We start from the raw sequence: 23,064 nt of genomic DNA, 5'->3' as shown, positions 1-23,064 counted from the left end.
CGAGGCCAGGACGACGCGCGCGCCGTCCTGGCTCACCGGGCAAAATCCCGTCGCTGAAAAACTTCAGGCCGCGACCTCGTCGTCCGCGTCGTCGGTGGACTCCTCGGCGGACTCTTCCTCTTCGCCGGTGTCCTCTTCGTCAGCATCCGGGGCTTCAGCCTTCACGCTGTCGTCGTCTTCCTCATCGTCATCTTCTTCTTCGTCTTCCTCGTCGTCATCCGAGAGGGTAGCAGCGCCTTCCTCGCCCGCCGCTTCGTTTTCGTCGTCGTCACCGTCCTCGTCGTCGTCCGCCAGATCGGCAGCTTCGATCGCGGCAGCAGCGGCCCGGTCGAGGGTCGTTTCGGAAGCGGACTCAAGCGTCTCGGCGGGAGTTTCTTCTGTCACTTCGATGTCGCGAGCGGAATTCATGGAAGCCTCCGTGGGGTTGGGGAACATGTCCCTTGTGCCACGCAGAGATCATCGTCATATGACTGTAAGCCGGCTCGAATCGCCGGTTGGAAGGAATTCTTCTCCCAAGCCTCAGCCGGCGATCTTCGAGAAATCCGCGACCTGGTCGGTCGCTGCCCGGATGCGCGCCAGCAACGCCAGACGATTGGCACGAACGGCCTGATCCTCGTCGTTTACGAGCACTTGCTCGAAGAATGAATCAACCGGTTCGCGCAAAACGCTAAGCGCCAGCATGGCGGCGGAAAAGTCTTCGTTTCGAATCGCTTCGCCGGCCTCCCTCTCGGCCTGGTTCACCGCCGCAAACAGCGCTTTCTCGGCATCTTCGCGGAATAGAGCCGGCTCAACAGTCTCGGCGATCGTCGTTTTTTTCTTCTCCTCGGCGGCGAGAATGTTGGCCGCACGCTTGGTGCCGGCAAGCAGGTTCTTGCCGTCCTCGGTGTCGAGGAAGGAACCAAGCGCTTCGACGCGGCGGACGATTTGCAGGAGGTCGTCGTTTTGGGATTGGCCAATCTCCCCCCTCGTGGGGGAGATGCCCGGCAGGGCAGAGGGGGGCGCCTCGCGCTGAGATGATGGCGGGACAGCGCCCCCCTCGGTCGGCTTCGCCGACATCTCCCCCACTAGGGAGAAGATCGGGCGCGAACCCGCTGCCAGCACCGCGTCGATCAGATCATGCCGCGCGCCCTGATCGCGGAGATAGACTTTCAGGCGGTCGTGGAAGAAGGTGAGGAGGTCGGAGCGGTAGATTTGTTCCGCCTTCCCTTCCAGCGTTGTAACGGCATTCTTGTCGAGATAGTTCGCCCACTCATAGACGGTTCCGAAGACGGGTGTGAGCGCCAGTCGGATACCGTTCTCAATCAGTATTCTCGTTACCCCAAGCGCTGCCCTTCTCAGCGCATAGGGGTCCTTCGACCCCGTCGGCTTTTCGTCGATCGCCCAGAAGCCGACCAGCGTGTCCAGCTTATCGGCGAGCGCGACGGCAATCGAAACCGGATCGGTCGGCACACGATCTGACGGGCCCTGCGGCTTCCAATGTTCCTCGATTGCGGCGGCGACGGAAGGATGCTCGCCTTGCAGCAGCGCATATTTGCGGCCCATGGCGCCCTGCAATTCCGGGAACTCGCCGACCACTTCGGTGGTGAGGTCGGCCTTGGCCAGAACGGCAGCACGCTCGGCGCGCTCGCGGAGATATTTCTGCTCGACGTTCAGATCGTCGGCGGACAGAAGCTTGCCATCGAAGAAATTCAGCTGCTTCGACAAAAAGGCGGCAATCTCACCAGCCAGCCGCTTGATGCGCTCCACCCGCTCGCCCTGCGTGCCGAGCTTGGCGTGGAAGGTGACGCCGAGATGGTCGAGGCGGGCCATGCGCTGGTCGAGCGGCTTTTTGAGATCGAGCCCGAACTTTTCCGCCGATGCCTGCAACTGGTCGAGATCAGGCAGGTCGCCCTGGTCGGTCTTCCAGAAATAGAGCGCGTCGGACAGGCGGGCGCGCACCACCTTGCCGTTGCCGTGGGCAATCTCCTTGCCGCCATCCTTGGCCTCGATGTTGGCGGTCAGGAGGAAGCGGTTGGAAAGCTCCTCGCCGGCGCCGTGCGGCCGTGTCACGAAACATTTCTGGTTGGCGCGGATGGTTAGCCGGATTACCTCGGCCGGAATGGCGAGAAAGTCCTGCTCGAATTCGCCCATCAGCACGACAGGCCATTCGACCAGGCCTGACACTTCCTCGAGCAGCCCCTCGTCCTCGACGAGGTCGAGCCCGTTGGCGAAAGCGAGGTTCCTGCCGTCGGCGAGGATGATCTGCTTGCGCCGGTCGGCATCGAGCACGACCTTGGCCGCCTCCAGCTTGGCGGCATAATCGTCGAAGCGGCGCACGGTGATCGCGCCGGGAGCATGAAAACGGTGGCCATAGGTGATGTTGCCCGAGCGGATGCCGTCGATCTCGAAATCGACCACCACCGGCTCCTCGGTTTCCGGGCCGAAGGTGCACAGGATGGATTGCAGGGGCCGCACCCAGCGCAGGGATCCTGGTTTGGCCGAGGCCGGCCCCCAGCGCATCGATTTCGGCCACGGAAAGCCACGGATGATGCCCGGCACCAGCTCGGCGATGATCGCCTCTGCCGCCCTGCCCGGCTTGGAGATGTGGGCGACGTAGAAGTCGCCCTTCTTGGGATCGGCATGGACATGCGCCTCGGCGATCGAGGAAAGACCGGCCTTGCGCAGAAAACCCTGAACCGCCTGTTCGGGCGCCTTGGTCGAGGGCCCCTTGATCTCCTCGTTGATGTCCTTCGAGCGCGCGGTCACGCCGCGAATGTCGAGCGCCAACCGGCGCGGCGTCCAATATTCGCGTGCCGCCTCATAGGTCAGCCCGGCCTCGACCAGACCGTCCGTCACCATCTTCCTGAGATCGCCCGCCGCCTTGCGCTGCATGCGGGCAGGAATCTCTTCCGAGCGGAGTTCTAGAAGCAGGTCGGGCATTGATGGTGCTCACGCGGCAAAATGGTCCGGGCGGGGCATAGCAACTCGGCTGGCCGCTGTCACCCTTCCCCGTCTACCGATGATCTCCAAAAATATTCCGCCGCCTGTCGGGCCGAAGCGGGGTCATCCGTCCTTGGGTCAAAGATTTCCATGAACCGAACGCAGCGCTGAAGCGACCCACGCTCAGGCAGAGAACTATTGGCTGAACGACCATGAAGACGGCATCGACATTCCTGCAGATCCTCGCGCTCAGCGCCTGTTTCGCGGCGCAGGCTCATGGCACGTTCGCGATGCCTGGCGTTAGACAAGCGCTGCGGACAATGGACGGTGCGAACAGCCAGAGCATGCCGCCGATCACCGCCTCGCTCGAGATTGCACGGAGCGCCTTGAACTAGGCCGCCAGCCCGCCGGCCTGCGTCAGCAAAAACGCCTCGCCGCAGGCTTTCGCCAGATTGCGCACCCGCAGGATGTAGCTCTGCCGCTCGGTGACGGAAATCACGCCGCGCGCGTCGAGCAGGTTGAAGACGTGGCTGGCCTTGATGCACTGGTCGTAGGCGGGAAACACCATGCGGTGCATCGCCAGATTGTCGTTCGAAGCTGGCGCGCCGGCATCGAGCAGCGCCTTGCACTCGGCTTCGGCGTCCTCGAAATGCCGGAGCAGCATCGCCGTGTTGGCGAATTCGAAATTGTGGCGCGAATATTCCTGCTCGGCCTGCAGGAAGACGTCGCCATAGGTCACCTTGTCGGCGCCATCGCGGCCATTGAAGTTGAGGTCGTAGACATTGTCGACGCCCTGCACATACATGGCCAGCCGCTCCAGCCCATAGGTGAGTTCGCCCGCCACCGGCGCGCATTCGATGCCGCAGACCTGCTGGAAATAGGTGAACTGCGACACTTCCATGCCGTCGCACCAGCACTCCCAGCCCAGCCCCCAGGCGCCCAGCGTCGGGCTTTCCCAGTCGTCCTCGACGAAACGGATGTCGTGCAGCAAAGGATCGACGCCGATCGCCGCCAGCGAGCTGAGATAAAGCTCCTGCAGGTTGGGCGGGTTCGGCTTCAGGATCACCTGGTACTGGTAATAGTGCTGCAACCGGTTCGGGTTCTCGCCGTAGCGCCCGTCCTTGGGCCGGCGCGAGGGCTGCACATAGGCCGCGTTCCAGCGCTTTGGCCCAAGCGCGCGCAACGTCGTCGCCGGATGGAACGTGCCGGCGCCGACCTCCATGTCATAGGGCTGGAGAACGACGCAGCCATAGTCCGCCCAGTAGTTATGCAAGGTCAGGATCAGCCCCTGAAACGAGCGGCTGGGATGCATATGGGCTGGGATATCAACAGTCACGGCGGCCTCGACGGAGCGGCGGGATGCGGGCACCTGTTGGATCAGGCCGCATGATCTTGTCCGAAAAGTCTGCAACTTTTTGCTGCGCTGACCTTCGGTTCGGGATCAGGCTCTAGAGTGCCGACCGCCAAGCGTCAAGGCGAGGGATCAGCCCTTCGGCGCGGGCGCCGGCGCGGGCTTCACCTTCTGGATTTCCTGCGCCGTGTTGGATTCGATCGGCGGCAGGCCCTTCAGCAGTTTCTGCTGCAAGGCGGCGAGCACACCGGGATCCGGCTTCAGGTCGCGGGCCTGGTTCCACTGGAAGGTGGCTTCCAGCCGGCGGCCGACGCGCCAATAGGCATCGCCGAGGTGATCGTTCAGCACCGGATCTTCCGGCTTCAACGATACGGCCCGTTCCATTTCGCGCACAGCGTCGTCAAACCTGCCCAGGCGGAAATAGGCCCAGCCCAGCGAATCGACGATGTAGCCGTCGCTCGGCCTGAGGTCGACGGCCTTCTGGATCATCTCAAGGCCTTCCTTGAGGTTGATGTTCATATCCACCCAGGAATAGCCCAGATAGTTCAGAACCTGCGGCTGGTCGGGGAACAATTCCAGCGCCCTGCGGAAATTCGGCTCGGCCTTCGGCCACTCCTTCAGCCGCTCATAGGCGATGCCGCGCTGGTAGAAGATGTTCCAGTCGGCGCGGGTCGGAGTCTTCAGCACAGCCACCGCCTTGTCATAGAGACCGGCCGCGGAGCGGAAATCCTCCTTCGAGGCATAGACGCCACCGAGCGCCTGATAGGTGCGCATGTCGTCGGGATGCGCTTCGACGAGGGCCTTCAGATGGGCGATGGCCTCGTCATGGCGGTCGAGATCGGCAAGGTTGAGGCCGAGCTGCAGTTCCGAAAGCGCCTTCAGCGGCGAACTGTCCGGGATGCGGCGATAGAGGGCGATGGCCCCCTCCCCGTCCTTCAACTGCTCGGACACGGCGGCGAGCTGTGCAAGGGCCGCGTCGCTGTCGGGCTTCAGTGCCAAGGCATATTGCAGATAGAGGCGGACGAATGGCTCGCCGCCGCCGCGATTGAGCGCGGTGGCGAGATCAAGCAGGATTTCCGAGGCGCCGTCGGACGGGCCGGCAACAAAGGGTTCGATCTTCTGGCCCTTGGTAATCTTGTCGCGAAGCGCCAATATCTCCACCTTGCCGGATGCAAATGCCTCGGCCTGATCGAGCACGGACAGCGCCTTGTCCTTGTCGCCCTTGCGGGCAAGGAAGGAGGCATAGGCCTGCGCGTTGCGCATCCAGGTTTCGGGCGCCGCGCCACCGGTCGCGGTGTCCTGCAGGGTGGCGGCGTAGATCGCATCCGCCTTTTCGGGCAGGCCCGACGCATCCGCGATCAGCGCGCGATGGAAGGATTTGAAGAGACCGAACCAGTCCGGACCCTGCAGCTTGTCGATGGACGCCATGGCCTCGCCGGCATCGCCGGCGCCCTGCTTGGCCCAGCCGGTCATAACGCCGGAGATCAGCCGGTCGAGATCGGATTCGAGCGAAAGCTTGAGCCAGTATTCGGCCTTGGAAAAGTCCTTCTTGTGAAAGGAACCTACGGCCAGCGCCAGGCGCGAAAACCGTTCGACGTCGGGAACCGTCTTGAGCTTGTCGGCATAGACCAGGGATTCTTCGAAGCGCCCTTGCGCGATCAGCGACAGCATCAGGCTTTGCTGCAACGAGGTATCGCCGGGAGCGAAGGCGAGCGCCTGCTTGTAGTAGGCGATGGCGCTGTCGAGATCATTGTCGCCTTCAGCGACCCGCGCAGCGAGATAGGCCCCCGAGAAAGACGTGATCTTGACTGGCTCGGTGGTCTCTTTGGCCAGGGCAGGCAGACCGGAGATCGCCATGCCCGTCACAATTGCCAGCCCTGTCAGCCAGCGCGCACATCCTTGCCGCATCGTATCCCTTTCAGTCAAAGCCATGTCCGCGTCAGCGGGATCGCCATAGACTCGATCTTTTCCTGATAAAGCATGGCCTTTTTGGGGTCGCGCTTCAACCCGGCGCAAATTCACAATCGAGTCAGGGGATTAACAAAGCATGGCGAAGCGCGCCCCAACCGGCATCCGATGCCGTAAGCGATCCGTAAGCGGCGGGCGTTGAAAGTTTACGCAACGGAATGATGCGTGGAACCGTGCAGATGGATGCCGTTGCTTCGCCCAGGAAGATGCCGATGCTGGAAATGCCGCGGGACGAGCAGGCCTTCGCCATTGTCGATCGAATCTACGAAGCGGCGCTCGCGGCCGAGCTGTGGCCGGATGCATTGGAAGCGGCCAGCGCGCTGTCTCGCTCGGCAAGCGGCGCGATCTTCCTGGTCAGCGACCAACTTCCGGTTCGCGCCATTGGCGAGGCGCATCTCCAGCCCTTGCTCGACGAATTCATGGCGGGGGACAACTGGACGCTTTCCGAGAGCGTGCAGCGCATGTGCAGTATGCAGCCCGCAAGCTTTGTGCGGATCGACGATTTCATGACCGGCGAAGAAATCGAGCGTGACCCGATTTATGCTTGCGCCAAAACGTTCGGCGTCGGCTTGCCTGTCTGCACATCGATTTCGATGCCCAGCGGAGAGCTTGCTTTGTTTGTCTTCCAGCGCTGGCTGAGGGATGGGAAATATGATCAGGCCGCGATCGATCTGTTGAACGGACTGCGTCCGCATTTCGCACGGGCCGGACTTGTCGCCGCGCGCCTAGGCCTGGAACGGGCCAGGACCGCCGTTTCCATCCTCCGGGACATCGGGCTGCCGGCTGCAATCATGAGCGGGTCCGGTCGTGTACTGACGGCCAATCTGCTTCTCGAAGACATGGCGGACGTGTTGATTCCCTTGGCCCATGGCGGCATGGCGCTTGCCGATGAGCAGGCAAACGCGCTTTTCCAGCAGGCCATCACGCAGAACCAGGATAATCGCATCGTGCGGTCCATCCCGGTTGCGGCCATCGAGGGGCGGCCCGCTCTGATCGTTCACGTGTTTCCGCTGCGCCGCGCCGCGCATGATTTTTTTTCGGGCGCGGATATTCTCGTTGCCACAACCGCAGTCGACATCGGCGCGAATGTTCCGTCGCCGAGCATCCTTTCAGGCCTGTTTGATCTGACGCCGGCGGAAGCCCGGCTTGCCACCGAGCTTGCCTCCGGCCGTTCCGTGCAGGAGGCGGCCATGGAAATCGGCGTCTCCATCAAATCGGCCCGAACCTACCTCGAACGAATCTTCCGAAAGACCGAGACCAGCCGTCAGAGCCAACTCGTGGCGCTGCTCAGAAGCGCGCGGACGTTTCCATGATCTCATCAACCGCCCACGTTCCGATGTTGCGTGATGACGACTGAAGGCACCGGAATCGATGCAAAAGCAGGAGTTTTTCCGCGCATTGTAGGCATCTTCCGACTGCCCAGGCCACCAAGAAAGGTCTTCGGCTGTCGGCTCGGTAAAGGCGGTCCGGAAGCACCGGCAACGGAGCCACTAAAGGCTGTTTCCTCGGAAACACCCGACCCGCCGACGCCGGAGATCAATCCAAAAAGGCCGGCTGAACAATCCAGCAAATGCCGGGACCAAACACTCAGTTCACCCGGCTGATACAGAAATCGATGACATCGATCAGCGCCGATTTCTGCGGCGTCGCCTCCAGCGGCGCCAGCGCGTCGCGGGCGATCTCGCCGAAATGGCCGGCGCGCCCGATGGTGTCGGCGATCGCCCCGTGGCGGGTCATCAATCCGATCGCCTTTTCCAGCCCGGCGTCGTCGGTGACATTGTCCTCGATGGCGCGCTTCCAGAAGGTGCGTTCGGCCTTGGTGCCGCGCCGGTAGGCGAGAATCACCGGCAGCGTCACCTTGCCTTCGCGGAAATCGTCGCCGACATTCTTGCCCAGATCCTTGCTGGTGCCGCCGTAGTCCAGCGCATCGTCGATCAGCTGGAAGGCAAGGCCGAGATTCATGCCATAGGAGCGCAGCGCCGCGCGATCGTTTCGCGTGGCCTGGGCGATGACCGGACCGACCTCGGCGGCTGCCGAGAACAGCGCCGCGGTCTTGGCCTTGATCACCGCGAAATGCTCATCCTCGGTGGTTTCGAGGTTCTTGGCGGCGGCGAGCTGCATCACTTCGCCCTCGGCGATGATCGAGGCAGCACTTGACAGGATATCGAGCGCTTCCAGCGAGCCGACATCGACCATCATGCGGAAAGCCTGACCAAGCAGGAAATCGCCGACCAGCACGCTTGCCTGATTGCCCCAGATCATGCGGGCGGTCTTCTTGCCGCGCCGCATGCCGCTCTCGTCGACGACATCGTCGTGGAGAAGCGTGGCCGTGTGCATGAACTCGACCGATGTGGCGAGCTTGACGTGGCCCTCGCCGGAATAGCCGAACATCTGGGCCGAGGCGAGCGTCAGCATCGGCCGCAGCCGCTTGCCGCCCGAGGAGATCAGGTGGTTGGCAATCTCCGGGATCATCTCCACATCGGAACCGGCCTTCGACAGGATCAATTTGTTGACGCGCCCCATATCGGCCGCCGTCAGGTTGATGAGATCCTTGATGGAGGCGGCTTCCCGCTTCCCGTTTTCGATGTTGAGAACGACACCCACCACAAACACTCCCGTCTATAAGTCACGCGCACGACGGCACCCTGATCCCGCCACAGACTCTAGGGCGGTACCCACGGGCACGGCAAGAGGCGATTTGGCGCGGTCGAGGCTGGCGACGAGAACCACCCACGTTTACATAGACGCTGCAACCTGCGAGTTTCATCCGATGATAGAGCTTATCCGCACCAACGATGCCGTGATCATCTCCTTTGTCGAATCGCTGATGCGCGATGCCGGCATCGGCTGTTTCGTCGCCGACCAGAACATGAGCGTGCTCGACGGTTCGATCGGCATCCTGCCCCGGCGTATCATGGTCGACGCCGATCAGGCCGATGCGGCGCGGCGCATCCTGACGGATGCCGGCATCGCCAACGAGATCCGCCAGAAATAATGTCCGCGGCACGCGCCACCCTTGCCCAGGACACGCCGGCCCATACGGTCGATGCCTTCCATCGCGGACGGTTCTGGCTGGTGCAGCCGAAACAGGCCGGCCATCGCGCCGGCATGGACGCCATGATGCTGGCCGCTGCGGTGCCGTCCTCCTTCGCCGGTCGCCTTGCAGATTTCGGAGCGGGCGCCGGTGCCGCAGGGCTGGCGGTACTGTCGCGCTGCCCCAATGCCGAGGCCGTGCTCATCGAACGGTCTCCGGAAATGTCCGCCTTCGCCGCAACGACGCTTGCCCACCCCGGCAATGCACATCTCAACGACCGCGCCTTTGTACTCGCCGCCGACGTCGCGCTGTCGGGCCGGGCGCGAACGGCCGCCGGCCTTGCCGACAAGTCCTTCGATTTCGTCATCATGAACCCGCCCTTCAACGCCGTCGAGGATCGCGCCACATCAGACCCGCTCAGAAAGGCGGCGCATGTCATGGAGGACGGGCTGTTCGACAGCTGGATCCGAAGCGCGGCTGCCGTGGTCAAGCCGCGCAGCGGTCTTGCCGTGATTGCCAGGCCGGATCAGTTCGGCGCCATCCTCGCTGCGATGTCAGGCCGTTTCGGCGACGCCGAGATGCTGGCCGTCCACCCTCGCCCGGAGGCAGCGGCGATCCGCATCGTCGTCAGGGCAATATCAGGCGCACGCGGGAAACTGTCGATCCGCCCGCCGCTGATGCTGCATGCACAATCGGGCGACGGCCCCACGGAGCGGACCGAGATGATCAACAACGGACTTGCATCGCTGTTCGGCGATTGACTTTAGGTTTTATGCATGTCGTTGCCCCAAAACCGCGGCACACTTTTGGGCGACATGCATTTGGTTTTATGCATGTCGTTGCCCCAAAACCGCGGCACACTTTTGGGCGACATGCATTTGGTTTTGTGCATGTCGTTGCCCCAAAACCGCGGCACACTTTTGGGCGATATGCATTTGGTTTTGTGCATGTCGTTGCCCCAAAACCGCGACACACTTTTGGGCGACATGCATTGCAGCATTGCCGTTGGCCGACGAATCCCTACATGCCATCAAGCCAATTGACCGGAGACCCCGTGAAACGCTTTCTCAACCGCCTGCTGCCGAAATCCTGGCGCTCCGACATCGTCACCATTCCCGTCATCCGGCTGCATGGAACCATCATGGCCGGCGGCGGTCAATTCCGGCCGAGCCTATCGCTCGCGTCCACCGCCGGCCCTATCGAGAAGGCGTTTTCCTTCGAAGCACCCGCGGTCGCCATCTCGATCAATTCGCCGGGCGGCTCGCCGGTGCAGTCGCGGCTGATCTTCAGGCGCATCCGCGACCTGGCGACCGAGAAGAACAGAAAGGTCCTGGTCTTCGTCGAGGACGTGGCGGCGTCGGGCGGTTACATGATCGCGGTCGCCGGCGACGAGATCTTTGCCGATCCGTCCTCCATCGTCGGTTCGATCGGCGTGGTATCGGCCTCGTTCGGCTTTCCCGAGCTGATGAAGAAGATCGGCATCGAGCGCCGCGTCCATACAGCCGGCCAGAACAAGGCAGTGCTCGACCCGTTCAAGCCCGAGAAGAAGGAAGACATCGAGCGGCTGAAGGCGCTGCAGCTCGAGGTCCACGAAACTTTCATCGACCTCGTCAAGGACCGGCGCGGCGCCAAGCTCAAGGACGACCCGGATCTGTTCACCGGCCTGTTCTGGACCGGCAAGAAGGGGCTGGAGCTCGGGCTTGTCGATGCGCTCGGCGATATGCGCAGCGTGCTGAAAACCCGTTTCGGGCCAAAGACCCAGCTCAAGCTGATCACGGCGCCGCGCGGCCTGTTCGGCCGGTTCGGCTGGTTCAGCTCAAGCAAAGGGGGCTTTTCGGCGCCCGATATCGCCGCTGCTGCCGCAAGCGGCGTGATCGATGCGGCTGAAGAGCGCGCGCTGTGGGCTCGCTTCGGGCTTTGAAAAACCGTTGAAAACGTCTAGCATGAGGCTTCGATCGATCCGACCGGACGCCTCTGCCGGCCTTGCGAGGGAGGAGTTTCGACATGCCGCAGATCATTTTCTTCGCCCTCGTCGGCGCCGTCGCCTATATCGGTTATCGCTCCTTCGTCAGGGAAGCCGAGCGCGTGACGGCCAAGATACGGCGCACCGAAAAGCAGGCAAGCAACGGTACAATGGGCACGCTGGTCAAGGATCCGAAGACCGGCGAATACCGTCTGGCCAAGGACTGACATCATCCCCCTCGCGGCTGACACAGTAGATTCCGGCATCACCGTGCGGGCTTTGCACGCGCATGCCAAGATAAATCTCGCGCTGCACGTCACCGGCAGGCGCGCCGACGGCTATCACATGATCGAGAGCCTGGCGGTGTTCACGCGCTTCGGCGACAGGGTCGAGATCGAGCTCGCCGACAGCGACGGGTTTTCCGTGTCGGGCCGATACGCCGCCGCAGTCCCGCTCGACGGCAACAACCTGGTGGTGAAAGCGCGCGACGCGCTGCGAGATCAAGCCGGTCAGCGGCATACGCCGCCGGTGGCCATCAGGCTCGAAAAGAACCTGCCGGTCGCATCCGGCGTCGGCGGCGGGTCGAGCGATGCAGCCGCGGTGCTGCGCGGGCTGGCTGAGATATGGAGGCTGGACCTCGATGACGCCCAACTGGCGCGGGTCGGCCTCCCGCTGGGCGCCGACGTTCCCATGTGCCTCGCGGCAAAGCCGCTGATCGCGCGCGGCGTTGGTGACGAGCTGTCGACCGTGCCGGGCTTTCCGGCGCTTGGGCTGGTTCTCGTCAATCCCGGCATCGCCGTCTCCACGGCTGAGGTATTCAATGCGCTTTCCGATCGCGACAATGAGGGGCTGCCGCCGTTGCCGCGCAGCCTCGACTTCCACAGTATCCGCAATTGGCTGGAGATCACCCGGAACGATCTCGAGCCCGCGGCGCGGACGATCCAGCCGGCCATCGGCAAGGCGATTTCGGTGCTCAACAAGGCCGGAGCGGGGTTCGCCCGGATGTCCGGTTCCGGCGCGACCTGCTTCGGGCTGTTCGAGACCGGCAATGTGGCCAAGCGCGCGGCCGTCGATATCCGCGGCCGCCATCCCGACTGGTTCGTTGCCGCGACGCGAAGCATGACATCGGAAGCTGACACGCATGGCCAGGATTGACGACGAGAGCCGCTCCTTCATTCCCGTGCGCATCGCGGTGCTGACGGTCTCCGATACGCGCAGCCTCGCCGACGACAAATCAGGCCAGACGCTGGCCGACCGCATCATGGAGGCCGGCCATATCCTTGCCGCGCGCGACATCGTCACCGACGACCGCGAAAAAATCCGCGACAGGGTCTTGGGCTGGTCGAAGGACGAAGCGATCGATGTCGTCATCACCACCGGCGGCACCGGCTTTACCGGCCGCGACGTGACGCCGGAGGCGCTGGAGCCGATCTTCGAAAAGCGCATGGACGGCTTTTCCGAAGTGTTCCACCGCATCTCCTACGACAAGATCGGCACCTCGACGATCCAGAGCCGGGCGACCGGCGGCGTCGTCAACGCGACCTTCGTCTTCGTGCTGCCGGGCTCGCCCGGCGCCTGCAAGGACGCCTGGGACGGCATTTTGAAGCCGCAGCTCGACTACCGGCACATGCCCTGCAACTTCGTCGAGATCATGCCGCGCCTGGACGAGCATCTGCGTCGCGGCACCAAGACAAGTTAGGCCGTTTCCCGGAAGGCTGTTTCGGGGGCTTTCCCAAAACCGGCGGCAAAAATCAGCGCCAAAAATCAGCGAATAACGGGCTCGCCGTGGAAGCGCCGGCGCGAGGGCGGCGAAACGCCGAAGCCGACTTCCATCATCAGCCGCGGTGTGCGCGTCGGCACGGTGCCCATGTGGAAGCCGAAGGGATCCTCGACAAAGCCCAAACCCGCCTCGCCGGTTAGCATGACCGGGCTCTGTGCGCCGTAGACGTCCAAGACCTCTTCCGCCGGATGGCCGACAAGAAGCGTCAGTTGATGCTTGAGGCTGCGGCGGTTGTGGCTGCCCCTGACATAGACATGGGGGCCGGTGTCGGCATCGACCGGATTGAGATAGAAGAAGAATTTCAGCATTCGCCAATCGTCGAGGTCGAAATGGTATTTGCCGAGCGACGCCAGGTTCTTCTCGGCATCGGAGACGGAGTTCGTCGGAAAGCTCCACCAGACGCGCGTGGTGATCAGCTTCGCCTGGCTGCCGAGATAGTGGGCGGCAATGTCGAGAAGCAACGGGTCGCGCTGCACGGTAAGCGCGGCATTACAGTCGAGAATCCGCTCGAAAAAGTGCCCGCTGAGCAATGGGCGGCCAAAGTGGCTCTCGGCCTCCGCATGCTTGGCCGGCAGGAACTCCAGCCGACGGTCGAAATTGCCGAAGCAAGGCGTGCGCTGCGCGAAGCCGGCGATCTCCTCGTGGATCGACGATGGCAGGACAAGCCCGGAAAACAGGCCCTCCGAGCGGAGCGCACCGACCACCGCATCACGATCAACACCGGTGAACATCGTTTCCTGGACGTTCTGTGCCGGTCGGACGGGTTTTGCGCCGCGCCAATGCAATCGCCGCGCCGGCATGGTGCGCGCCAGCATGAACATCGGCAGCCATGCCGGATTCTCGCGAAGGTCCGTCAGATAGGTCGGAATCCGCACGGCGATGCGGCGCAGCAGGCTGCCGTTTTGGGCAATCGACTCGAGGCTTGCAGCACCGGATTTGTCAGGGCTTGAAGGGGTCATCGGGATCCTCAACTATCAAAACAGCATAGCGTCGGTCGCTTACTGCTCTGGCGCTACCCAAACCCAACCGCCCGTCTCAAAAGAATGGTAACCCGAGGTCAGATTTTGTGCAATGCACAATAAACGACGGCTTTTGCAAAAAATTCATCTCGGCGAAGGGATGCGACCTCCGTCGTCCGCGCACCGGGAGAGGGAAAAACCCTCACTTCGCCGGAGCCACCCAGATCTCGGCATCGAGCCTCCTGGTCGCAAGGCCGCGCGCGATTGCTTCGGCGCTGCGGGCATGCTTCGACAAGGCCGCGGCCTGGCGCTTGCTGATCAGCAGCCCTTCGGCCAATGCCCGGTTCCCTGAAAACACCCGCGACAGGAACGGCACGCGACTGCCGCGCGCCCGCGAGAACCGCGCCGGCATGGTTTGCCTGGCCGCATGGGCGGCGACCTCGTCGATCCAGCCTTCCGCCAGCCGCGCACCCGGCTCCAGCAGCAGCAGCCAGTCGCCCTTGGCCTGCCTGATGCCGGCGGCGATGCCGCCGCTCGCCACGTAGAGGCAGCCGGCATGTTCGGCAACGCGGTGCGTCTGGTCGGTCGAGCCGCTGTCGCAAACGACGACATCGCGCACCACGCCCTCGACCGCACCGCCGATCAGCGAGGCGAGCGTGCGGGCAAGTCTCTCTTCGTCATTCAGGGTCTGGATAAGAACGCTGAGCATCGTTAGCCGAATAGCGGAAAGCCGGGCGTGGCGCCAGTTTTGCGTGGCACCATAAAAAGTTCTTGCTTTGTTCTCTTTCATGAGATAGGAATAATTTCATGAGCAGAGCGATTCGACGGCCGACCGACAGTCCGTGGGAGAGGGCGAAAATGGAACAGATCGTACGTGCCGACATTGCAGCCTTCGGGGCAGGAAGAGCCGAGATGGCCAATGCAATGATCGAGCAGAGCGGCGTACGTATCCGTCCGGACCGCAATCGCGGCCGGTCTGCCGGCATCAACCCATCCGGCCGGTTCGAGCCGGTCAGCCGGCATGTGTTCGACGATGGCTGGAATTCTCTGGAGGAACTGCCGCCCTTCAAGACCGAGGTACAGGTCGAGAAGCCGCGCACCATCATCACCCGTAACGAATCCCCGGACATTTCCTTCGACCGCTCGATCAATCCCTATCGCGGCTGCGAGCATGGCTGCGTCTATTGCTTCGCCCGGCCGACGCACAGCTTCATGGGCCTGTCGCCGGGGCTGGATTTCGAATCGAAGCTGTTCGCCAAGCCGGATGCGGCGCGGTTGCTCGACAAGGAGCTGTCGAAGGACGGCTACCAGCCGCGCACCATCGCCATCGGCACCAACACCGATCCCTACCAGCCGATCGAGAAACAGTACCGGATCATGCGCGAGATCCTCGAAGTGCTGGAGGCGCGCGGCCACCCGGTCGGCATCGTCACCAAATCCGCGCTGGTGACGCGCGATATCGACATCCTGTCGCGCATGGCCGAACGCGGGCTGGCCAAGGTGGCGCTGTCGGTGACGACATTGGACCGAATGCTGGCCAGAACGATGGAGCCACGCGCGTCGACGCCGACCAAGCGGCTGGAGGCGATCAGGCAGCTTTCGGATGCCGGCATTCCGGCCTCGGTCATGGTCGCGCCGATCATCCCTGGCCTAACCGATCAGGAGATGGAGCGTATCCTCGATTCGGCACGCGCGGCAGGAGCGCGCGAGGCCGGCTATGTCGTGCTGCGCCTGCCGCTGGAGGTCGCGCCGATCTTCAAGGATTGGCTGCTGCGCCATTATCCGGACCGCTACCGTCACGTGATGTCGCTGATCCGCTCGATGCGCGACGGCAAGGATTACGATTCGGAATGGGGCAAGCGCATGAAAGGGTCCGGCCCCTATGCCTGGCAGATCGGTCGGCGTTTCGAGATCGCCGCCAAAAGGCTTGGCCTCAACGCCGAGCGGCGGTCGCTGAGGACCGACCAGTTCGTCGCCGCTGCCAAGGCAACCGAGCAACTGATGTTGCTGTGAAGACATCATGTGCGCCGTTGCCGGCGGCACATGAAAGAATCCCGTCCGGCCTGTCTTGTCCCCGGGCTTGCAGACGGTGCCCTCCGGGTCCGGTGCCCCACCCGACCCGGAGGGGCTTGCGGAGAATCGGAGCCGATGCGAACCTCGCCGCAACATGGCTCGCGCGCGTTCTGATTCTCCGCTTCTCTTCGAAATCGTAGAGAGACCCGATTTCTCCTTCGAGACGAAGGCGATGGCTGAAGGCCTATGGCCAGTGGCGGGAATGGACGAGGCCGGCCGCGGCCCGCTCGCCGGGCCGGTCGTCGCGGCAGCGGTGGTGCTCGATCCCGCCAACATTCCCGACGGTCTCGACGATTCCAAGCGCCTCAGCCATCTGCAGCGCGAGGCGCTGTTCCTGAAAATCCTCGGATCCGCTCTTGGCGTGTCGATGGCCTCGGTCAGCGCGGAAGGCATCGACGGCAGCAATATTCTCAAGGCCAGCCTCGAGGCGATGCGCCGCGCTCTGGCCGGCCTGCCGGTGCAGCCGAAACTGGCGCTGGCCGATGGTCGCGACGTGCCGCCAGGCCTGTCCTGCGCGGGCAGAGCGCTGATCAGGGGCGACCAGCGATCGCAGTCGATCGCCGCCGCCTCGATCGTCGCCAAGGTGATGCGCGACCGCATGATGTGCGGCTGCGGCAGCCATCACGCGCAATACGGTTTCGAGGTCCACATGGGCTACGCCACGGTCCGCCACCGCACGGCGATCGAGGCGCACGGGCCCGTGGCGCGGCTGCACCGCGCGTCCTTCGCGCCGTTCCGGCTTGGCGGGGCAGAAGTGGTCGAAGAAGAGAGCCTTGCGGGACTGGATTGAGGCGATTCATACCGCCCGTCGAGTTTCTTCGCACCCCCCATGGCCGGCAGGCCAGAGGGGTACTGTCCTGCCGGCCTTGGTATGGGGCTGTGCCTCGTTTCCACCCAACAAAAAAGCCGCCAGGTCGCCCGGGCGGCTTCGATTGTACGACTGTTATGGTCGCCTAGTTCAGTTTGGACTTCACGTCCTGAAGCGAGGCCTTGAACAGGTCGGCGCCGGCCTTGGCGTCGATCTTTCCGGCGAGCAGCGTGCGGGCGGCTTCGACGGCTATATCGACGGCGCTGGCGCGCACTTCGCCGATCGCTTCGCGCTCGGCCTGGCCGATCTTCAGTTCGGCAAGAGCTGTGCGCCGGGCGACATAGTCCTCGGTCTTCTTGTGCGCCTCTGCGGCAAGCAAGTCAGCCTCGCGCTTGGCGGCGGCGACGATGTCGGCGGCCTCCTGCTCGGCTTCCTTGCGCTTGCGCTGGTATTGGCCGAGCAGTTGCTGGGCCTCCTCGCGCAGCCGGCGCGCGTCCTCAAGCTCGTTGCTGATCTTGTCGGCGCGGGCATCGAGCGCCTTGGCAATCAGCCCCGGCACCTTGATGTAGATGGCAATGCCAAGGAAAATGACGAGGGCGACCGTGGCCCAAACCGTTGCGAGTGATGTGGCGTCCATGATGCGCTCCTCACCGGGCTACGGATTTGACGGCTGCCGCGATCTCGGCCTTGCTGGCCTTGCCGCCGACAAGCGCCTCGACGATGGCCGAAGTGGTGTCCTCGGCGATCGTGCCGACTTCCTTCATGGCATTGGCCTTGATGGACGAAATGCGCGTCTCGGCTTCGCCAAGCTTCTCGTCGAGGGCAGCCTCGACCTTCTTGCGGGCGGCCTCGGCTTCCGCCTTGGCGGCATCGCTGGCCTGCTGGCCGATCGCATTGGCCTTGGTCTTGGCCTCCGCCAGTTCCTGCTCATAGGCGGCAACGGCGGCATCGGCCTCGCCCTTCAGCCTGGCGGCATGGTCGAGGTCCTGCGTGATGCGGTCATTGCGAACGTCGATGATGCCGCCGACACGCGGCATCACCACCTTCTTCAGGAACAGGTAGAACAGCCCGAAAGTGATCGCCAGCCACAGAAGCTGCGACGGAAACGTCGCCGGATCGAATGGCGGGAACACGCCGTGCCCCTCGGCGGGCACGCCGGTTTCGGAATGCGTATCGCCTTCCGTGCCGGCATGGCCGCCTTCGACGGCGGGCGCGGACTCTTGCGCAAAGGCAGATGTCACGAACATGGACTATCCCCGATAATCAAGCCCGCCGCTGGATCGCGGCCGGCCCGTCCAATTCCCAATGCTAGCCGAACAGGGGCTCAGCCGAACAGGGCCAGAAGCGCGATGAGAAGGGAGAAGATGCCCAGCGCTTCGGTCACGGCGAAGCCGAAGATCAGGCGGCCGAACTGGCCATCCGCGGCCGACGGGTTGCGCAGCGCGCCCGCCAGATAGCTGCCGAAGATGTTACCGAGGCCGATACCGGCGCCACCCATGCCGAGGCATGCGATGCCGGCGCCGATGTACTTTGCTGCTTCTGCTTCCATGTTTTCAACTCCTTTAGATCTAAAATTCCGTTGCGATTCCATCCGGCAGCAATGCCGGAAACTCTTGGGTCCATGCCTGGGTCAGTGCCCGGGATGCAGGGCGTCGTTCAGATACATGCAGGTCAGCACGGCAAAGACGTAGGCCTGCAGGAAGGCGACCAGCAGTTCCAGCGCCGTCAGCGCCACGGCCATCGCCAGTGGCAGGACCGATCCGGCAATGCCAAGCGTGCCGAGCGCGCTCAGGCTCACCACGAAGCCCGAGAACACCTTCAGCGTGATGTGGCCGGCCAGCATGTTGGCGAACAGACGAACCGAGAGGCTGACCGGGCGCGAGACGAAGGAAATCACCTCGATCAGCACCACCAGCGGCAGCAGGTAAACCGGCACGCCATGCGGGACGAACAGTTTCAGGAAACCGATGCCGTGCTTCATGAAGCCGTAGACGATGACGGTCCCAATCACCAGCGCGGCAAGGCCGAAGGTGACGATGATGTGGCTGGTGACGGTGAAGAAATACGGGAAAAGACCGAGCAGATTGGCGACGAGCACGAACATGAACAGCGAAAACACGAAGGGGAAGAACTTCATGCCTTGCGTTCCGGCTGCGTCCCTAAGCATGTTGCCGACGAATTCGTAGGCCATCTCCGAGATCGACTGAAGACGGGTGGGAACGAGGCTGCGGCTCGAGGTGGTGAGATAGAGGAACGCCGCCGCAACGGCGACGGTTGCGACCATGAAAAGAGCCGAATTGGTGAAGGACAGATCGTAGCCGCCGATGTTGATTGGAATCAACTTGACGATGTTGAACTGGTGGATCGGATCGACCTTGTCAGCAGCCACTTTAAATCCCCATCAAAGCCGCACGCGGCTTCAGTGTCCTGTTCGTTGCGCCGGCAAGCGGCCACAAGCTCATTCTTTCGGATCGCGCGTTTTATCGCCCTGTCCGAATTCCGCCATAAGCCCTGCGGAACGCAGGACGTTGAGCACGCCGGCGCCAAAACCCAGCAGCAAGAAAACGATCAGACCCCATGGCGATGTCCCCGCCAGACGGTCGATGATCCAGCCGATGCCGACGCCAACCACTATCCCGGCGATGAACTCGCTGGACAGTTTGAGCGCCTGGCCATATCCGGCCGCACTGCCCGCTTTCGCGTCGTCTTTCCCCTCGAGCCGGTCCGGCCGCCTTGTCGCAAGCGATGCTTCAAGGTCACGCCGGCGGCGCTCAAGATCGTCGTCGCGGATGTCGGCTTGACGCTGTTTGCCGCGGCCGGTTTCTCCGGTTCCGTCTGGCCCATTCATGTCGGCCATCGCAACCCCCTTGCCCGGTCAGATCGTCGCCGTCCGTCCGCTCTTAAGTCGCCGGCAACATAGTTAGAGGGTCCGCGCCCGTCAAGCCACGGGCGGAACTTCAGCCTTAAGTATTTTTCTAATTAAAATCAATAACTTGCCAAGGTGCGACATCGTGCCCGATACCGTCGTTGGCGTGCCGCGGCCGAATCCCTCCGGCGACGGGTCTTCGATCGACCGCGCCTGGAGCCTTGCCGAACCGCTCAGCTCCAGCCGCCGCCATAGGTGCGGTAGAAGATATGCAGGCCGATCTTGGTCATTTTTTTCATCGTTCGCGCCCAGCCCGGATTGACGTAGTTGGCGTAGTAATGGGTCGACGATCCCACTTCCGGGATGAAGACCTTGCCGGCGGTGACCGCCATGGCGACATCCTGCGCAATTCTGTAGTTGGCGGGGCTCTGGATGCGCTTCTTCCTGCCGTCGCAGGCGAAGGAGAACTGGCAGCGGTTGAACCACTTGTCGTTCTGGTAGACGACGCCGCAGATCGAGTTCGGATAGGCCGGATTGCGGACGCGATTGAGGATGACCTGGGCGACGGCAGCCTGGCCGCGCACGGTCTCGCCGCGCGCCTCGAAGTAGATGCCGTTGGCCAGGCAAGCCTGTTCCTTCTTGGAGAAGACGCTTGCCGGCAGCGGAGTCTGCATCCACGAATGATCGCCCTTGGCCATCGGCGGAATGAAGCGGCCATCGTTCGGCTTCTCGTCCTGAAGCAAGGCCTCGAAGGGCGAAGCCTGCGCATAGTCGGGCGCGGCCGGGGCGTAGGCGGTCGCCAGGACGTCGGGGCGGTCGTTGTTGACCAGTGCGGCAAGCATGGCCGGCACGCCGGGATCCGGCTTCTTGTCCACGCGCGCGTGGAACGCGGCGGCAATCTGGATCTCCTTGCCTTTGATCTCGGGCTTGGCGAAAGCCATCTTCAGGCCGCCGTCCATGCTGGGGCGAAGCAGCGAGGAGGTGCGCTCGAAGATCGAGCCGGCATTGAAGTTCTTCGGTGGCGCGACCGGCGAGACCATGATGATGCGGCCCTTCTTGTCGGCACGCATGATGCGGTCCTCGTCGGGCGTCGCGCTGGCAACGCTGCCCTTGCCGCGAAACGAGACGGCGCCGATGCCGGGCAGCCGAACGCCGGAACCCGAGATCGAACCGGTGGTGTCGGAATCAAGGAAAGGCATTTCGGCGGCATGGACCGAGCCGGCGACGGATTTCTCGACATAGGCGTTCCAGCGGGCGTTCGGCGCTTTGAGGCCCGAGACCAGGCTTCCCATGTCCTGGTAGGCGATGACAGAGGGAAAGCCGAGCCAGATGCCAAGCCCAATGACCAGAGGAGAGACGAGTGAACGTCCTTTCCCACCGGCGGCGGCGAGCTGCGTCAAAATACGTCGATGCGCGGAACTCTTGGGAAAGCCGACCCGAGCGCACAGACCAACAATGGACGAAGACAGGAGTGAACGTCTTTTCTCACCGGCGACAGCGACAAGCCGCTTCAAAACACGTCGATGCACGGAACTCTCCAGAAACGCAACGGACCCCACTGGAGAGGCACGATGATGCATTAACCTTGATGGGGCGTTAACAGGTTCGATCGTGTTTTCCCTGTCGATTCGGAGTCAGGCGCTTTTGCGGCCATGTTCGGGCCGAAGAAAGATCGGCTAAGCAGGTTCCGCAAAAGTGTCCCACGGTTTTGCGACCAGAACCTGCGATAAACAAAGGAATCTAAGCAGACATTCGTGGGACAACCCACGAATGTCTGCTTAGGCGATCGGCGCGCAAAAAGCCGCAGCCAGCCAGACGCCGTCCACGACCAGAGGGCGCCGGCGCTCAGCGGCGCTTTTTCGCCCTGCCGGCGAACGGATTTTCCGAGGTGCGCAAGGCGATGCGGATCGGCACGCCTGGCATGTCGAAGGCTTCGCGAAGGCTGTTGGAGAGATAGCGGACATAGGATTGCGGCATCGCGTCCGGCCGTGAGCAGGACACGACGAAGCCCGGCGGCCGCGTCTTGGCCTGCGTGACATATTTGATCTTCAGTCGGCGCCCCGCCACGGCGGGCGGCGGATGGTGCGCCAGGATGCCTTCCAGCCAGCGGTTGAGCTTGCCTGTCGAGACACGGCTGTTCCACACTCTGTGCGTCCTGATGACGGCGTCCATCAGCTTGTCGAGACCGCGCCCGGTTTCGGCCGAAACCGGCACCGCCTGCAAGCCACGCGCCTGCGGAAGAAGCCGCTCGGTCTTCTCGCGCAGTTCCGCCAGGAGTTCCTGCGGGTGGTCGATCAGATCCCATTTGTTGAAGGCGATCACCGGCGCGCGGCCCTCGCGGATGATCAAATCGGCGATCTGCAGATCCTGCTTCTCGAAGGGAATAGTCGCGTCGAGCACGACGATGACGATCTCGGCAAAGCGGATGGCGCGCAAGCCGTCCTGCACCGACATGACTTCCAGCTTCTCGTGAATCCTGGCCTTGCGGCGCATGCCGGCGGTGTCGAACAGTTTGAGGCGGCGGCCATGCCAGTCCCAGTCGACGGAGATCGAATCACGGGTGATGCCGGCTTCCGGTCCGGTCAGGAGCCGCTCCTCGCCGATCAGCGCGTTGATCAGCGTCGACTTGCCGGCGTTCGGGCGGCCGACGACGGCGATGCGCATCGGCTTGGTATCGTCATAGCTCGGTTCGGCATCCGGATCGATGATGTCCTCGCCGATCAGCACCTCGCTAGCGGCGATCTCCTCATCCGTATCTTCTTCATCCTCGCCGAAGGCGCGCGCCTCGCCAAGTGCTGATATCACCGCATCGCGCAAATCGGGCAGGCCCTGGCCGTGTTCGGCCGAGACCGGGATCGGCTCGCCAAGGCCGAGTTCCCAGGCCTCAAGCATGCCGCCTTGGGCGCCGCGCGCCTCGGCCTTGTTGGCGACGACGACAACCGGCTTGCCGGACTTGCGCACGATCTCGGCAAAGGTCTTGTCGTCGGGCATCAGCCCGGACTTGGCATCGATCGTGAAAAAGATCAGGTCGGCTTCACGGATGGCGATCTCGGTCTGGGCGCGCATGCGGCCGGGCAGCGTCGAAGCGGCAGCATCTTCGAAGCCGGCGGTGTCGATGACGTCGAAATGCAGATCGTAGAGCTTGGCGGCGTGGACGCGACGGTCGCGGGTGACGCCCGGCGTGTCGTCGACAAGCGCCAGCTTCCTTCCCACCAGCCTGTTAAAAAGGGTCGATTTGCCGACGTTAGGCCGGCCGATGATGGCGACTTTGAATGTCATGCAGCTCTACCATCTATTGTGCATGTCGTTGATCCCAAAACCGCTTCGCACTTTTGGGCGACAT

Annotated in this window: 24 protein-coding genes; 10 read left to right on the top strand and 14 right to left on the bottom strand. The window is 63.1% G+C overall.

Annotation, left to right across the window (positions count from 1 at the left end; all coding sequences use genetic code 11):
• Window positions 1-63: 63 nt before the first annotated feature.
• Both EJ066_RS16235 and glyS read right to left on the bottom strand, forming a co-directional pair.
• Complete coding sequence (locus tag EJ066_RS16235) at window positions 64-408, bottom strand: hypothetical protein (RefSeq protein WP_126039626.1); 345 nt, start codon at window positions 406-408, stop codon at window positions 64-66.
• Between the two features lie 111 nt (window positions 409-519).
• Window positions 520-2,919 carry a glycine--tRNA ligase subunit beta gene (gene glyS, locus EJ066_RS16230; RefSeq protein WP_126039624.1) on the bottom strand — a complete coding sequence of 800 codons (2,400 nt, stop codon included), beginning with the start codon at window positions 2,917-2,919 and terminating at the stop codon, window positions 520-522.
• A 212-nt stretch (window positions 2,920-3,131) separates the two neighbouring features.
• On the opposite strand from glyS, the gene EJ066_RS16225 reads away from it, so the two are divergent.
• Window positions 3,132-3,314, top strand: a complete 183-nt coding sequence (locus EJ066_RS16225) for a hypothetical protein (RefSeq protein WP_126039622.1) — start codon at window positions 3,132-3,134, stop codon at window positions 3,312-3,314.
• Here the strand turns inward: EJ066_RS16225 and EJ066_RS16220 are convergent.
• Window positions 3,311-4,231: a glycine--tRNA ligase subunit alpha gene (locus tag EJ066_RS16220; protein ID WP_189644532.1), complete on the bottom strand. Its 921-nt coding sequence runs from the start codon at window positions 4,229-4,231 to the stop codon at window positions 3,311-3,313. The genes EJ066_RS16225 and EJ066_RS16220 overlap by 4 nt on opposite strands.
• A gap of 171 nt (window positions 4,232-4,402) precedes the next feature.
• Window positions 4,403-6,178 carry a tetratricopeptide repeat protein gene (locus EJ066_RS16215; protein ID WP_126043908.1) on the bottom strand — a complete coding sequence of 592 codons (1,776 nt, stop codon included), beginning with the start codon at window positions 6,176-6,178 and terminating at the stop codon, window positions 4,403-4,405.
• Between the two features lie 239 nt (window positions 6,179-6,417).
• Here EJ066_RS16215 and EJ066_RS16210 point away from each other — a divergent pair, with 239 nt between their 5' ends.
• Window positions 6,418-7,551: a helix-turn-helix transcriptional regulator gene (locus tag EJ066_RS16210; protein ID WP_245454901.1), complete on the top strand. Its 1,134-nt coding sequence runs from the start codon at window positions 6,418-6,420 to the stop codon at window positions 7,549-7,551.
• Window positions 7,552-7,825: 274 nt separating this feature from the next.
• Here EJ066_RS16210 and EJ066_RS16205 read toward each other — a convergent pair whose 3' ends face one another.
• Window positions 7,826-8,842, bottom strand: a complete 1,017-nt coding sequence (locus tag EJ066_RS16205; protein WP_126039618.1) for a polyprenyl synthetase family protein — start codon at window positions 8,840-8,842, stop codon at window positions 7,826-7,828.
• Window positions 8,843-9,008: 166 nt separating this feature from the next.
• Here EJ066_RS16205 and EJ066_RS16200 point away from each other — a divergent pair, with 166 nt between their 5' ends.
• From EJ066_RS16200 to moaB, 6 genes are all read left to right on the top strand, one after another.
• On the top strand, window positions 9,009-9,233 hold the full coding sequence (locus EJ066_RS16200) for a DUF2007 domain-containing protein (protein WP_126039616.1): 225 nt from the start codon (window positions 9,009-9,011) through the stop codon (window positions 9,231-9,233).
• Window positions 9,233-10,033, top strand: a complete 801-nt coding sequence (locus tag EJ066_RS16195; protein ID WP_126039614.1) for a methyltransferase — start codon at window positions 9,233-9,235, stop codon at window positions 10,031-10,033. Before EJ066_RS16200 ends, EJ066_RS16195 begins: the two co-directional genes overlap by 1 nt.
• A gap of 293 nt (window positions 10,034-10,326) precedes the next feature.
• On the top strand, window positions 10,327-11,193 hold the full coding sequence (locus EJ066_RS16190; RefSeq protein WP_126039612.1) for a S49 family peptidase: 867 nt from the start codon (window positions 10,327-10,329) through the stop codon (window positions 11,191-11,193).
• An 83-nt stretch (window positions 11,194-11,276) separates the two neighbouring features.
• Window positions 11,277-11,462: a hypothetical protein gene (locus tag EJ066_RS16185; RefSeq protein ID WP_126039610.1), complete on the top strand. Its 186-nt coding sequence runs from the start codon at window positions 11,277-11,279 to the stop codon at window positions 11,460-11,462.
• 4 nt (window positions 11,463-11,466) lie between these two features.
• Complete coding sequence (locus EJ066_RS16180; RefSeq protein ID WP_126039608.1) at window positions 11,467-12,390, top strand: 4-(cytidine 5'-diphospho)-2-C-methyl-D-erythritol kinase; 924 nt, start codon at window positions 11,467-11,469, stop codon at window positions 12,388-12,390.
• Complete coding sequence (moaB, locus tag EJ066_RS16175) at window positions 12,377-12,934, top strand: molybdenum cofactor biosynthesis protein B (protein WP_126039605.1); 558 nt, start codon at window positions 12,377-12,379, stop codon at window positions 12,932-12,934. The genes EJ066_RS16180 and moaB overlap by 14 nt, the downstream gene beginning before the upstream one ends.
• A 65-nt stretch (window positions 12,935-12,999) precedes the next feature.
• On the opposite strand, the gene EJ066_RS16170 is transcribed toward moaB, so the two are convergent.
• Window positions 13,000-13,974: a hypothetical protein gene (locus tag EJ066_RS16170; RefSeq protein WP_126039602.1), complete on the bottom strand. Its 975-nt coding sequence runs from the start codon at window positions 13,972-13,974 to the stop codon at window positions 13,000-13,002.
• Window positions 13,975-14,176: 202 nt separating this feature from the next.
• Complete coding sequence (locus tag EJ066_RS16165; RefSeq protein WP_126039600.1) at window positions 14,177-14,683, bottom strand: glycosyltransferase; 507 nt, start codon at window positions 14,681-14,683, stop codon at window positions 14,177-14,179.
• 149 nt (window positions 14,684-14,832) lie between these two features.
• Here EJ066_RS16165 and EJ066_RS16160 point away from each other — a divergent pair, with 149 nt between their 5' ends.
• Complete coding sequence (locus tag EJ066_RS16160; protein ID WP_126039597.1) at window positions 14,833-15,987, top strand: PA0069 family radical SAM protein; 1,155 nt, start codon at window positions 14,833-14,835, stop codon at window positions 15,985-15,987.
• A 154-nt stretch (window positions 15,988-16,141) separates the two neighbouring features.
• Window positions 16,142-16,837, top strand: coding sequence for a ribonuclease HII (locus tag EJ066_RS16155; protein ID WP_126039594.1), 696 nt, complete (start codon window positions 16,142-16,144; stop codon window positions 16,835-16,837).
• 163 nt (window positions 16,838-17,000) lie between these two features.
• Here EJ066_RS16155 and EJ066_RS16150 read toward each other — a convergent pair whose 3' ends face one another.
• The 7 genes from EJ066_RS16150 to der all read right to left on the bottom strand — a co-directional run bounded on the left by EJ066_RS16150 (window position 17,001) and on the right by der (window position 23,000).
• Window positions 17,001-17,492 (bottom strand): F0F1 ATP synthase subunit B, encoded by a 492-nt coding sequence (locus EJ066_RS16150; RefSeq protein WP_126039591.1) that lies wholly within the window; start codon window positions 17,490-17,492, stop codon window positions 17,001-17,003.
• A gap of 10 nt (window positions 17,493-17,502) precedes the next feature.
• Window positions 17,503-18,102 carry a F0F1 ATP synthase subunit B gene (locus EJ066_RS16145; protein ID WP_126039588.1) on the bottom strand — a complete coding sequence of 200 codons (600 nt, stop codon included), beginning with the start codon at window positions 18,100-18,102 and terminating at the stop codon, window positions 17,503-17,505.
• 77 nt (window positions 18,103-18,179) lie between these two features.
• Window positions 18,180-18,404: a F0F1 ATP synthase subunit C gene (locus EJ066_RS16140; RefSeq protein ID WP_056103679.1), complete on the bottom strand. Its 225-nt coding sequence runs from the start codon at window positions 18,402-18,404 to the stop codon at window positions 18,180-18,182.
• Between the two features lie 81 nt (window positions 18,405-18,485).
• Entirely contained in the window at window positions 18,486-19,244 is a 759-nt protein-coding gene (locus EJ066_RS16135) for a F0F1 ATP synthase subunit A (RefSeq protein WP_126039585.1), read from the bottom strand.
• 69 nt (window positions 19,245-19,313) lie between these two features.
• Window positions 19,314-19,712: an AtpZ/AtpI family protein gene (locus EJ066_RS16130; RefSeq protein ID WP_126039582.1), complete on the bottom strand. Its 399-nt coding sequence runs from the start codon at window positions 19,710-19,712 to the stop codon at window positions 19,314-19,316.
• Between the two features lie 242 nt (window positions 19,713-19,954).
• A complete protein-coding gene (locus EJ066_RS16125; RefSeq protein ID WP_189644278.1) occupies window positions 19,955-21,121 on the bottom strand; it encodes a cell wall hydrolase in 1,167 nt (388 codons plus the stop codon).
• A 445-nt stretch (window positions 21,122-21,566) separates the two neighbouring features.
• Complete coding sequence (gene der / locus EJ066_RS16120) at window positions 21,567-23,000, bottom strand: ribosome biogenesis GTPase Der (RefSeq protein WP_126039577.1); 1,434 nt, start codon at window positions 22,998-23,000, stop codon at window positions 21,567-21,569.
• Between the last annotated feature and the right edge of the window lie 64 nt (window positions 23,001-23,064).

It is taken from the genome of Mesorhizobium sp. M9A.F.Ca.ET.002.03.1.2 (assembly GCF_003952365.1).
GTDB lineage: Bacteria > Pseudomonadota > Alphaproteobacteria > Rhizobiales > Rhizobiaceae > Mesorhizobium.
This window is presented reverse-complemented; position numbering and strand designations above follow the sequence as displayed.